This is a genomic window from Chelatococcus sp. XZ-Ab1 (assembly GCF_029309855.1).
Lineage (GTDB): Bacteria > Pseudomonadota > Alphaproteobacteria > Rhizobiales > Beijerinckiaceae > Chelatococcus_A > Chelatococcus_A sambhunathii.
In genome coordinates, this window is record NZ_JARKII010000002.1 from 210963 (window position 1) to 223074 (window position 12112).

Below are 12112 nucleotides of genomic sequence, written 5' to 3' on the forward strand. Positions count from 1 at the left end.
CACGCTCCCGCGGCGCCACTGCCCTTAGCGACGGGAATCTATACGCGCGGGGGCGGTGCGTCGCTGGCCAGAAAGGCAGGACCGCAGGCTCTTCCTGCCAGGCGCGCGCATCCCCTCGCGATCTTCCGCGATACATCCCGCTCATAGATCGCTCCGGGTATGACACGTCCGCGTGCGTCGCATGCCGGCCGCCACTTTAGGGATATACCCCTACAGAACCGGCGTCCAACCATGCCCGTGTGGTATTCTGAAAAGGTTCCACTTGGCGCTGGAAAGAAAAAATCAGCGCCCGCCATGCCTGCCGCGTTTCTTCCCATAACTCGGCAAGCACAGAACCGGGAGGTGCCAGTCAATCTCCATCCAAACGCCGGAGCAGCAAGAACGAACAAAGCGCCCGAGTTCAGGAGTGAAGGGGAGAAGTCACATGCCGGACGGGGCGCGCGCCTGTTTCATGACCGTGGATGTCGAGGACTGGTTTCACAGCTACAATTATGGATCGCTGGTCTCGAAAGACCGCTGGCCGGACTATGAAAGCCGCGTCGAGCACAATACCTCGCGCGTGCTCGACATCCTCGCACGACGCTCGATCCACGGCACATTTTTCATCCTCGGATGGGTCGGCGAGCGCTATCCGCATCTCGTTCGCCGCATCGCCGGTGCCGGCCACGAGGTGGCGTCGCATGGCTACTGGCACGAACCCGTCTATTCGCTGACTCCCGACCAATTCCGCGACGATGTGCGACGATCGAAGATGGTCCTCGAGGATATCACCGGCCGGCCCGTGCGCGGCTATCGCGCACCCTGCTTCTCGATCACGAACTGGGCACTGCCGATCCTGCGCGATCTGGGCTTCGCCTATGATTCCTCGTTCTTCCCCACCACGGCGCACGACCGCTACGGCCGCCTCGAGGGCATCAGCCCGGGCACCGGCCCCTTCGAGGTGATCGACGGGCTCCACGAAATCTGCATCTCCTGCCTTCCCATGGGCCGCTTCGCCTTGCCCTGGGGGGGCGGTGGCTATTTCCGGCTGGTGCCCTACGGGCTGTGGCGCGTGGGTGTCGAACGGATCCTGCGCACTGGCATCCCTTATGTGTTCTACATTCACCCCTGGGACATGGACCCCGGGCAGCCGCACGTGGCCGGCATGCGCACGCTCGATGCCATGCGTCAGCGCGTGAATCTCGCCCGTTGTGCCGGACGTCTGGACGCCCTGGCAGGCGCCTTGTCCTGGCGCCCCATCGGCGAAGCCATCGCAGAGCCCGCCACGGCGCCGGCCGCGTGCCGGCCAATGGCTGCACGGGCGCAGGCGACCCCCATGTCCGGGAGGGCGTGATGCACGGCATGCGTCCGCATCTCCTGTGCATCGGCGGTGACGACCACGCCCTGCGCATTCCCTTCCTCCTCGCGCTGCGCGAGCGCGGCCTCAACGTGTCGGCGGCCGGCACGGGCGATGCGGGCGCATTCGCCAATGCGGCGATCGACTATCATCCCTATGCCATGAGCCGCTTCCTCGCCCCGCGCACCGACCGGGCGGCGATCGCGGCACTGTCCCGGCTGATCGGCGAATTGCGGCCGACGATCATCCAGTGCTTCGATACGAAGCCCGACATCCTCGTGCCCTTCGCCGCCCATGCGGCGGGCGGCGTGCCGGTCGTCAGCACGATCACGGGGCTCGGCTGGCTCTATTCGTCTCGGTCGCCGCTTGCCCTCGGCCTCAGGCCGGTCTTTACCCTCCTGCAGCGCAAGGCCTCCCGCCTGACGACCGAACTCGTCTTCCAGAACCGGGACGACGAGGTGTTCTTCGCCCGACACCGTCTCCTCGGCACGGCCGGCCATCGGGTCATCCCGGGCTCGGGCATCGATATCGCGCGGTTCGACCGCGCGGTGGCGGACGGACCCTCGCCCACGGCGCTTCGCGCCGAACTCGCGCTCGGCGAGGTACCTGTTGTCGTGACCGTCGCGCGTCTGACGCGACAGAAGGGCATCGCGACGCTGCTCGCGGCGGCCGCCATCGTGCATCGGCAGGTGCCTGACGTGCGTTTCCTCCTCATCGGCCCGCGCGAGAACGAGGGTCCGCTGGCCATCGGCAAGGCAGAGATCGACCGGCATCGACCCTATGTGCGCGCGCTCGGAGTACGGGCGGACGTGCCGTCGCTGCTGCGCATGGCCGATGTCTTCGCCTTTCCGACCGAGCTGCGCGAGGGCGTGCCCCGCGCGCTGATGGAGGCCTGCGTTGCGGGCCTGCCCTGCGTAGCGACGGACATGCCGGGGTGCACAGATGTGATAGACCACGGCACAAGCGGGCTCGTCGTCCCTGCCCGTTCGCCGGCCCGCCTCGCGCAGGCCATCCTTCAGTTGCTGCGCGACCGGACCACGGCGCGGAATTACGCCGCGCGCGCCTCGGCCCATGTCCGCAAGGAGCTCAATCTCGACGTCACCGTCGAGCGCTACGCGGCCCTCTATGAAGAGATTCTCTGCCGGCTCGGCGGGGCAGCTCGGCTATGGCCGGCCTATGCGCCGCTGCCGCCCGCCAAGCTCGCTGCAAGGTCCGGAGCCGCAGCCTCGGGCCCGAGCGTATCGTCGTCGGGGTGAGCCATGCTGCTGGATCTCATGCTCATCATTGGCCTTCTGCTCTCCACGACCTCACAGTTGCGCGTGGCTGCCATTCCAATCGGCCCGGGGGAGGCGCTCCTCCTTCTGTGGCTCGCTATCACGGCGACCCGCGAGATGGCCCGGCTCGGCCCACCACTGACGCACGCCCTGAGCCGCCTCCTGATCTTCTGGTCGGCCTTCGCCGCCGCCCTCTGTCTCGGTGCTATGACGGGCTATGCCATGGGCGACATGCATGACCCCCGCTGGTTCTATCATGACATCGCGGCCTATGGGCTCGCCGCCCTCATCAGCTGCTTCGGCGTCATCCATCTCGAGGCAAGCGGCCGGTTGCGTCCGCGCATCTGGCTGTTCGTCGGTCTCGGCACGGGGCTCCTTGCGCTTCAGGCGGTCCTCGGCTGGTTCGATGCGGGCGGCGGGCAGTTCGCAACCTGGGAATGGGACCGGCTGCGCGGCCTCACCGAGAACGCCAACCAGCTTGCCCTGACGAGCGCCATCATCGGGCTCCTCGCGCTCCACCTCGCCGACACCGCGCGGCAGCCGCTGCCGCGGCTGGCTGCAGGCCTATGCATCGTCGTCGCCGTCGTCGTGGGGCGCCTGACGAAGAGCGATGCCTTCCTCCTCGTCATCGCGGTATCCGGCGTCGTTTACGTCCTCATGAAGCTGAGGACGTGGATGCTCGCCGAGGTGAACCCCCTGCCGCTGTGCTCGGCCGCGGCCTGGGCACTCGCCCTGTCCCTGCCCTTTGCCGTCGCGCTCGCCGCTCCCTTCGGCTCGTCGCTCGCGCAGCAGGCAGAGGCTGTCGCCGCGCATGCCATGCGTGGCGGCGGCGAACGGGAGACGCGCGAAACGGCGAATCTGCGCATCGCCATCTGGAGCGAAGCCATGCGCCGCGGGCTCGAGGCCCTGGCGCTCGGCCTCGGTCCCGGCCCGCACCTGAAGATCCCGGATGAGATTGCCATCGGGCGCCGCAGCACGAGCGGCGGGCCGCAAGACGTTCCGCAGCCGGAGGTCAGGCTCGCCCCGAATTTCGAGGCGCACAACACCGTGCTCGACGTCTTCGTGCAGGGCGGGCTCCCGGCGCTTCTCGGTCTTGGATGGCTGATCGGCGGCATCCTCGTGGGCGCCTGGCGCGGCCGGCTCGATGCCGTCACGACGCTCGTGTGCGGCCTCGCCGCTTACAGCCTGTTTCATTTCATCCTGCGCCAGCCGGTCGTCTGGTTCGCTCTGGTCTTCTGCCTCGCGGCGACGGCCGGGCCGTTCCCCGCGGACGCCCGACAAAGGACGGGTGCGGCCTTTCCAACGGGAGACCGGGAACCATGCGCGTACTGAACACGGAAGGCATCCTGCGCCTCGCCGAACCCGGCCGGTCCAAGAACTTCGCCGACGATCGCGGGCATGGACCGCTCCAGGATCCGACGGCTGCTCCCCCCTTCCTTCACCTCATTCAGGCGCTTCTGCGCAGGCGCTGGCTCATCGTCGCCATCGCCGCCGCGGGGACGCTGCTGGCTGCGATCCTCGCGCTCGTTGTGCCGCCCCAGTACACCGCGACGGCCCAGTTGACCGTGGAGCGCCCCGCCGGCGGCGGCCAGGCACCCGAGCGCATCCTCGATGAGATCATCGACACTCACCTCGCCCTCATCGCTTCCCGGGACCACCTCCGGCGTGTCGCGAGCCGCCTGCAGCCGCTGCAACTTGCGAAACCCGACGCTCAGGCGCCCGCTGCACCGTCGTTCGGTGCGCCGGAGAGCGCGGCCGGAGGCCGCTCCGAGGCAGCCGGACAGGATATCGGCCAGCGGATGCTGCAGCGTCTCACCGTCTGGATCCCGTCCTTGTCGGGACGCAGCGAGGCCGACCGTTTCCTGGAGAACCTCTACCGCAGGACAACGGTCCTCCAGGAGCGGCGCTCACGGCTGATCACGGTGGCCTTCACCTCGCCCGACCCGCGTACCGCAGCCATCTATGCCAACCGCATCGCCGAGGCCTATGTCGACAGCCTCCAACAACAGATGGAGGCGGATGCGGTGGCGCAGCTGCACGACATCAACCGTCAGGTCGACGCCGCGCGGCGCGAGGTGCAGGCTGCACAGCAGGCGGTGCAGGATGCGATCCGACGCCGCGTCGAAGCGCCTTCCGGGCCGGGCGGCGCTGTCGACGCGGACCGCGAGATCCGCGACCTGACCCGCCTCAGCCGCGAGGCCGCCGAGTTCCACGAAAACCTGCTGCGCCGCCGCACGGAGATGAAGGAAGCGCAAGCGAGCATCCGGCCGGGCATCGGGGTGCAATCGCGTGCCGCCGTGCCGACTTGGCCGAGCTCGCACAATCCGCTCCTGTTCGTGGTGCCGAGCGCCTTCCTGTCCCTCATGGCGGGCTGCTGGCTCGCACTGATCCTGGAACGAGCGGACCGCAGCCTGCGCAGCGACCGGGAAGTTCAGCGGGTCCTGGGGATTCCATGCATCGGCCTTTTCCCGCGGGTGCGCGCCGGCGCCATCGGTGCGCCGAGGCTCCACATCCTCAACCATCCCGGTTCACCCTATTCGGAAGCGGTGCGGAACATCGCGGCAGCCCTGCAGGCACATCACACCGGCCGCGGCTCGCGGGTCGTCCTGGTCACCTCGAGCCTCGCCGGCGAGGGCAAGTCGACGCTTGCAGCGGCACTGTCGGCCTATTTCGGCACCCTTGGCCGCCGGGTCCTCCTGATCGACCTCGATATCCTTCCGGCAGCGGAACGCTCGCGCGAGCCGGCGCGCGCAGGCAACCGGCGCTCGCCCTCGCGCGAGCAAATGCGGGAGATGATTGCTCCCCAGCCCGAGCTCGGAGTGGACTATCTCGGCCTGTCGCGTCTTGGCGTCGATCCGCTGCTGTTTTTCGAGCCGGAAGGGCTGCCGCGGCTCTTGACGGACCTGCGCAAGTCCTACGACGTCATCGTCGTGGGCGGACCGCCGGTGCTGGGCGCGTCGGAGGCTCGGCTGCTGCCGTCCATCGCCGACCAGGTGCTCTTCGTTGTGCGCTGGGCATCAACGAAGCGTGACGTCGCCGAACATGCGCTGAGCTTCCTGCGCCGATTCCGCGCGATGGACGAGCCCGGCCCCGGCGCGACCTTTGCCGTGCTCTCGCATGTGAAGCTCAAGCAGCAGGCGCGGCTCTCCTTCGGCGACACCGGTGGTGACCCACCGGCATTCGGCCCCGGTCCCGACCGGCCACCGGCCGATCGCCCCTCCGCACGGACGGCCGAGGACGCCGGCCCTGTCGAGAGGAGCGCCTGATGGTCCAACCGCACCGAGCCGAGCGCCGCCTGCGGGCCCTGCGGCCGATGCCACCGCACGCGCCGCGGCCGGATCTCGTCCTCGACCTCCTCGCGCGCTTCGGCCAGCAACAGATTTGCTATTGCTACTGGAAGGGCACGGAGAAGCTCGCCGGTGCCCTCGGCGGCGAGGGCGACCTCGATCTCCTCGTCTCGCGCGCCGACCACGGCCGGGCCCAGGCGATCCTGCTGTCCGCCGGTTTCAAGTTCTTCCCCTCCGTCAGGGATCGGGAACCGGTCGGAGTCTTCACCTATCTGGGCTTCGACGAAGGCCACGGACGTCTCGTTCATGTCCACCTGCACACCCGGCTGGTGAGCGGCGGACCGCTGACGCGGCACTGGCACCTGCCGTGGGAGGAGGCGGTGCTGGCGCGGGCCGTCTCCCACGAGCACCTGCCCGTCAGGCACCTCGACCCGGCCTCGGAGGCGTTGCTCCTTCTGACGCGCTGCTGCCTCGAATGCGGCGGTTGGGACCCCGTCTCGCTGCGCCGCGGGCGCGCGCAACGCGCGGCGTTCGCTACCGCCCGGCAGGGCCTTCGCGGAAAGGTGTCGCGCGAAGACCTGTATGCGCTGGCCGCGGCGCTGCTGCCGGACGATCTCGCGGTGGCGTTCTCCGATGCCCTGAACGGCCCCCTGCCGGACCGCCACTCGCCCCTCGGCCGGGCGATCCGGCACCATCTGGCCGACGGCGCCCGTGCCTACAACGGGACGGAGAGCGCGCTGCGCAGCGCAGGCCGGTCGATGTCCTGGCTTCTCGGACGGTTCAACCGCGACGTCGTGCAGTTGCCGCGCCCGTGGAACCGCCGCCCTGCCGCCGGCGGCCTCGTGGTGGCGCTCGTCGGGGTCGACGGCAGCGGCAAATCCACGCTGCTCTCGGCCCTCACGCAATGGCTCAGTCCGAAGTTCGACGTCCTGCCGATCTATTTCGGCACCGGTGACGGTCGCCCGTCGCTGGTCCTGCGGCCGCTCAAATGGCTGTTGCCGCTCGCGACCCGCGCCGCCGGCAGCAAGCCGCGTGTCGCCTCGCACGGCAAGCCCTCGGCCGCCGCTCCGTCCTTTGCTTACGGCCTTCTGCTCACCGTCTGGGCCCTGGCGGTGGCGGCCGACAAGCGTGCCAAGCTCGCCGCGGCATGGCGGGGCGCCAACCGCGGCCTTCTCGTGCTGACCGACCGCTATCCGCAGTGCGAGAGCCGGCGCTTCAATGACGGCCCGCTGCTGGAGCGCCTGCCGGCGGTGCCGGGCTGGCTGCGGCGGCACGAACGGGCGGTCTACGAACGGGCCCGGCGGCTGCCACCCCACCTGGTGCTCAAGCTCCTGGCGGCACCCGAGTCCCTGGCGCTGCGCGAGCCCGCCATGGATCCGACAGTGATCCGTCAAAGACTCGACGCCTTGTCCGGACTCGCCTTCGGCGGCGCGGACATCGTCTGCCTTGATGCCGACCGGCCACTCGAGGAGGTGATCCTGCGGGCAAAGAGAGAAATCTGGCAGCGCCTCTAGAAAGGCAGGCCCCATGATCGTCGAATTTTTCGGTCCTCCGGGCGCCGGCAAAACGACGCTGGCGCGCATGCTCGCCGCACGGCTGAACGCGCAGGGCTACGACACGGTCCTCTGGCACAGCAGCAGGCCGACGGAACTCGTTCCACTGCGCGGGCCGGACCGCCTCACACGCCAGCTCGCCCCCATCCGCCGCATGCGCAGGTCCGTCGCCGAAACCCTGTCGATCGTTCGCCACCCCCTCGCCAATGCCGAGCAGATCGCCCTCGCGAACCGCATGCTCAAAACCCTGCCCCCGCGCGGCATCCTCACGCGGCTGCGCGAGGCCCAATACATCTGCCGCATGGCGCAGGCCTGGTACGGCGCCGCGCGACTGGGGCGGATCACGATCTTCGACCAAGGGCTCGTCCAAGAGCTCTGCTCTCTGGCGATCCTTTCCGGTCACGCCGACGTCGCGTCGCTCGTCATGCTCCTCGAAAGCATCCCGCTCGCGCAGCTCTCGGTGCTCGTGAGCGTATCCCCGACGCTGCTGAAAAAGCGGACGATCGAGCGGCTGTCGCGCCTGCAGCTCATCGAGCGCTTCTTCGAGCGCCGCGACAGGCCGGATTTCGTTCCGGTCGCGCACCAGCTCCGCGACCTGCTCGTCCGCAGCGGACATCCGGTCCTGTGTGCCTGCTCGGTGGACGATCCCTCGACCGAGAGCAGCCTCGAGCGGATCGAGCAGGAGGTGGTTCGTCAATACCGTTCCGCGCAGCACCAGGAGCTGAGGAGGTCCGGCGGATGAAACCGATGAAGACCGTGCCGGCAGTAGACGCCCCCGCGGGCGAACCGGCCGACGGCAAAGGCGCGGAGGCGCATCTCTTCTCGGCTGCCGCGGCTGCCGGGCGCGTGCGGCGTGGCGGCCTCGTCGCCTTCTTCGTCTACAGCGCCGGCTATGCGATCACCTATCTCTCGCAGCTCGTCGTCGCGCGCCTCATCGGCGTACACGACTATGGCATCTACGCCTATGTGACGGCCTGGGCGACGGTCCTCATCTATGTCTCGACCCTCGGCTTCGATGTCGCGCTGCTGCGTTTCGTGCCTGTCTACCGAGCGAAGGAAGCCTGGGCGCTGATGCGCGGCGTCGTGCGCTACGCCCGGCGCAGCGTCGCCGTCGTCGGGTTGACCCTCACCCTTGCGAGCGCCTGCCTGATGCTGGCCTGGCAGCCGGACGACGACCTGGCCGTGCCGTTTCTCATCGGCTTTGCCGCGGTTCCTTTCGTCGCGCTGCTGCGGGTCCAATGCACCGTGCTTCGGGCCTCGGGCGCCGTCGTCGCCGCTCTCGCCCCGGACCGCATCGTCCGTGAAGGCAGCCTCGTCGTGCTCGTCACGATTGCGACCCTTCTTGTCGGCCGCCAGATCAGTGCGCAATGGGCCCTCACCGCCGCCCTCGCCGGTGCCGTGACCGGCCTGCTGCTCGCCCATTACGTCATGCGGACCCATCATCCGTTGCCCGGACCGGAGGTCCCGCCCGAGTACGATACGGCCGCCTGGCGGAACGCGGCCCTGCCCTTGATGATCGCCGGGGCGACCGAGGTGCTGCTCAACCGCACCGGCGTCATCGTGCTCGGCTGGATGGACCATACGACGGAAGCCGGCATCTACAGCCTGGCGTTCAATGTCGCGCTGCTCGTGACCCTGCCGCGGGTGGCCGTCAACACGCTTTTTGCGCCGGCAATCTCCAGCCTGCACGCGGCCGGGGACCGGCACGCCCTGCAGGCGCTGGTACAGCGCACCGCCCAGTGGACGCTCGCCGCGGCCGCGGCCATCGCGGCCGTCATCTTCGTTGTCGCCGAACCGCTGATGTCGTCCTTCGGCACAGCTTATAGCGAGGGCGTCGTGCCGCTGCGCATCCTGCTCGTCGCGCAGGTGCTCGCCGTCGGGGCCGGATCTCAACTCTATGTGATGACCATGACGGGGCACGAGCGCAGCGCCGCGACACTGCTCGTCGGCGCAGCCGGCGCGAACATCGTCGTCAGCCTGGTGCTGGTGCAGTTCTTCGGCGTCGCCGGCGCGGCCCTCGGATCGGCGGGCACCCTGCTCGCCTGGAATGCCGCCATGGCGCTCTGGATCTGGCGGCGGCTGGGGCTCGCGCCCGGTCTCCTGCGCCTGGCCGCGCCGCGGTCCTGACGGTGCGGCCCCGCAGGACGCCGCCCGCCCCCAATCGATCCTTGGCGAAAGGTCTGAAACCCATGAGCGGCAACGCCAAATTCCGGCAGCTAATTTAAACAGATTAACTGCCCCGCGTTGACACATGCATCATTTAAGATAAATTTTTAATGTCCGGGATCACGCTGGCAGGGGATGTGGGGATGAGACAAATTCCTGCCATTACTATTGTTGTATCCTCAAATACACTTCTAAGGGAAGGTTTAGCGCGGGTTCTGAGTGGCGCCAGTTTTACGGAGATCATGTCAGCCCCCGCACTCGACGGGCTCGATATATCGGCTCTTCCCGTCTCGGGCTCGGCTTTGATTATCGTCGATGTCGATTCCGACTTTGATCACAAGATCAGGCAGATCCGATCGCTCAGGGACGCCTGCCCGACGGCGCGCATTGCGGTCTTCGGCGAGAGCCTCCGCCGCAGCGACATTGCCACCGCGCTCAGGGCCGGCGCCAATGCGTGCTTTGCCCATGTGTCAGCCTGCGACGTCTTCATCAAGGCGCTCGAGCTCGTGATGCTGGGCGAGCCGGTCGTGCAGCCGGTGCTGTGGGCGCTCAATCTCGCCGACGACACCGAGCGTTCGCCCGATCGCAGCGACGCGGCGGGCGGCGACGACGACACCCCCAAGCGCTCTGATCCGGAGCCGGGGCCGGGCGCCGACGTCAAGCTAGCGGCATTCGGCATGGAGACGGCCGCAACATCCTTCGCGCACGTCCCGGAGCATGGGCTGCCTGCCCTTTCGCCGCGTCAGCACTTCATCCTGCGCTGCCTCGTCCAAGGCGACTCGAACAAGCTCATCGCGCGCAAGATTGCCGTCAGCGAAGGCACGGTGAAGGCGCATCTCAAGGTGCTGCTCAGAAAGATGAAGGTCCGCAACCGCACCCAGGCGGCCATCTGGGCCCTCAGCCATCAATCCTACCTGTCGACGGTGGCGGACGATGCAGAGGAGCGCTCGCTCGCCGAGGCCCCGGCGGCATCCACAGCGGCACGCAGCCCTTGCCGGGCGCTGACGTGACGCGGGCCCCTGCGGGACCGGCCCGACCGGATCGCGCACGGGCAGGTTCGGAGGGGCACCGCCAAACCAACCATCGGGGCCACGACCATGGATCTGACAGGCTCTTCTTGCCGCATGTGGCACGATACGGGTGATGGCGGCAGCGGTGTCGCACGGCGGCTTGCCGGCGAGGCCATGCTGGTCCCGCTTCCTCGCCGGCTGTCCGCCCGGCTTCCCTTTCCCTTCGTCCTCGTGGCCGCCTTGCTCGTCCTCCTCGTCCCGGCAAGGGCAGATTTCCGGGTCGACGTTGGCGACGTGATCGAGATCGTCGTGACGGCAGCACCCGAATTGCAGCGCCGCCTGCCCGTGCGCATCGACGGCCATATCGCGTTTCCGCTGATCGGCACCATGAAGGTCGCCGGGCTCACCGCCGCGGAGCTGCAGGACCAGGTCCAGGCGGCGCTCGCCGCCAAGGTCTTTCAGCGCCGGATGCCCGATGGCAGCCAAGTCGACATCATCATCGGCCCGGACGAGGTCACGGCCAGCGTCGTCGAATACCGACCGATCTACGTCAACGGCGACGTTCTGAAACCGGGCGAATACGTCTATCGCCCGTCTATGACCGTGCGTCAGGCCGTGACGGCCGCCGGCAGCTATTCGCTCGTGCGTTTCGGCACCGGCGACCGCTTCGCCGAGACGGCCAATTTCGAGGCCGAGTTCGGCGCCCTGTGGGCGGAATACGTGCGGATCGAGGCACGGATCTGGGGGTTGCGCAAGCTGCTGGGGCAGGACGCACCCTTCGACTTCTCCACCCTCGTCGGCGGGCCCATCACCCGTGCGAGCGCCACCCAGATCCTGACCCTCGAATCCGAGCGCGTCGCCGCCGTCGAGGCCGATCAGCATCGCCGCCGGGATGCCCTCGTGCGCTCCCTCAAGGAATGCGACGACGAGATCGAGGTCCTGGCCGAACGCCAGAAGGTCGAGGACAAGAGCGCCGCTGACGATACCGAGGAGCTGGAGCGCGCCACGAAGCTCTACGGTCGCGGGGAACTGATCAGCCAGCGGGTAACAGATGCGCGGCGAGCCGTGATGCTGTCGGCGTCCCGGCGGCTCGAAACGACCTCGCGCCTGATGCAGGTCCGGCGGCTGCGCGTCGAGATGCAGTCACAGCTCGACCGGCTCGATGTGGAGCTACGCATGGTTCTGCTGCGCGACCTGCAGGAAGCGAACGGCAGGGCCGAAGGCCTGCGCTCGCGGATCAACGGCCTGATGCTCGTGCGGCAGCGGACGCTGGACCTGCCCGACGCCGGCCCGAGCGCCGCGTTGAAGCCCCAGGTGATGATCGTCCGCAAGGACGATGGAGGCCGCGCGCGCTTCCTCGCGGACGAGGACACGGAGCTTTATCCCGGCGACGTGCTGCAGGTTTCCGTCAGCGCGGTGACACCCGGCGGCATCGCGAGCGGTGGCGCCGCGAACGGAACGGTGGCGGTGCGCTGAAGCGCCGGGC

General features: G+C 68.5%; 9 protein-coding genes. All 9 read left to right on the plus strand.

Annotated features, from left to right (window positions below; genetic code table 11):
• Window positions 1-424: 424 nt before the first annotated feature.
• Window positions 425-1333, plus strand: coding sequence for an XrtA system polysaccharide deacetylase (locus P2T65_RS04415; RefSeq protein WP_276199279.1), 909 nt, complete (start codon window positions 425-427; stop codon window positions 1331-1333).
• Complete coding sequence (locus P2T65_RS04420; protein WP_072249458.1) at window positions 1333-2592, plus strand: glycosyltransferase; 1260 nt, start codon at window positions 1333-1335, stop codon at window positions 2590-2592. Before P2T65_RS04415 ends, P2T65_RS04420 begins: the two co-directional genes overlap by 1 nt.
• Before the next feature lie 3 nt (window positions 2593-2595).
• Window positions 2596-3942, plus strand: coding sequence for an O-antigen ligase family protein (locus P2T65_RS04425; protein ID WP_276199280.1), 1347 nt, complete (start codon window positions 2596-2598; stop codon window positions 3940-3942).
• Window positions 3930-5876, plus strand: coding sequence for a tyrosine-protein kinase domain-containing protein (locus tag P2T65_RS04430; protein ID WP_276199281.1), 1947 nt, complete (start codon window positions 3930-3932; stop codon window positions 5874-5876). Before P2T65_RS04425 ends, P2T65_RS04430 begins: the two co-directional genes overlap by 13 nt.
• Entirely contained in the window at window positions 5876-7411 is a 1536-nt protein-coding gene (locus P2T65_RS04435; RefSeq protein ID WP_276199282.1) for a hypothetical protein, read from the plus strand. The genes P2T65_RS04430 and P2T65_RS04435 overlap by 1 nt, the downstream gene beginning before the upstream one ends.
• 13 nt (window positions 7412-7424) lie before the next feature.
• Window positions 7425-8192: an AAA family ATPase gene (locus P2T65_RS04440; RefSeq protein ID WP_055458797.1), complete on the plus strand. Its 768-nt coding sequence runs from the start codon at window positions 7425-7427 to the stop codon at window positions 8190-8192.
• Complete coding sequence (locus tag P2T65_RS04445; protein WP_276199283.1) at window positions 8189-9577, plus strand: oligosaccharide flippase family protein; 1389 nt, start codon at window positions 8189-8191, stop codon at window positions 9575-9577. The genes P2T65_RS04440 and P2T65_RS04445 overlap by 4 nt, the downstream gene beginning before the upstream one ends.
• Before the next feature lie 149 nt (window positions 9578-9726).
• Complete coding sequence (locus P2T65_RS04450; protein WP_082464760.1) at window positions 9727-10626, plus strand: response regulator transcription factor; 900 nt, start codon at window positions 9727-9729, stop codon at window positions 10624-10626.
• Window positions 10627-10713: 87 nt separating this feature from the next.
• Complete coding sequence (locus P2T65_RS04455; RefSeq protein ID WP_276199284.1) at window positions 10714-12102, plus strand: polysaccharide biosynthesis/export family protein; 1389 nt, start codon at window positions 10714-10716, stop codon at window positions 12100-12102.
• Window positions 12103-12112: the final 10 nt, after the last annotated feature.

Bases quoted from the DNA above. Each gene is read 5' to 3' on its own strand.
- P2T65_RS04415 (WP_276199279.1), top strand. From the start codon at position 425: ATGCCGGACGGGGCGCGCGCCTGTTTCATGACCGTGGATGTCGAGGAC.
- P2T65_RS04420 (WP_072249458.1), top strand. From the start codon at position 1,333: ATGCACGGCATGCGTCCGCATCTCCTGTGCATCGGCGGTGACGACCAC.
- P2T65_RS04425 (WP_276199280.1), top strand. From the start codon at position 2,596: ATGCTGCTGGATCTCATGCTCATCATTGGCCTTCTGCTCTCCACGACC.
- P2T65_RS04430 (WP_276199281.1), top strand. From the start codon at position 3,930: ATGCGCGTACTGAACACGGAAGGCATCCTGCGCCTCGCCGAACCCGGC.
- P2T65_RS04435 (WP_276199282.1), top strand. From the start codon at position 5,876: ATGGTCCAACCGCACCGAGCCGAGCGCCGCCTGCGGGCCCTGCGGCCG.
- P2T65_RS04440 (WP_055458797.1), top strand. From the start codon at position 7,425: ATGATCGTCGAATTTTTCGGTCCTCCGGGCGCCGGCAAAACGACGCTG.
- P2T65_RS04445 (WP_276199283.1), top strand. From the start codon at position 8,189: ATGAAACCGATGAAGACCGTGCCGGCAGTAGACGCCCCCGCGGGCGAA.
- P2T65_RS04450 (WP_082464760.1), top strand. From the start codon at position 9,727: ATGTCCGGGATCACGCTGGCAGGGGATGTGGGGATGAGACAAATTCCT.
- P2T65_RS04455 (WP_276199284.1), top strand. From the start codon at position 10,714: ATGGATCTGACAGGCTCTTCTTGCCGCATGTGGCACGATACGGGTGAT.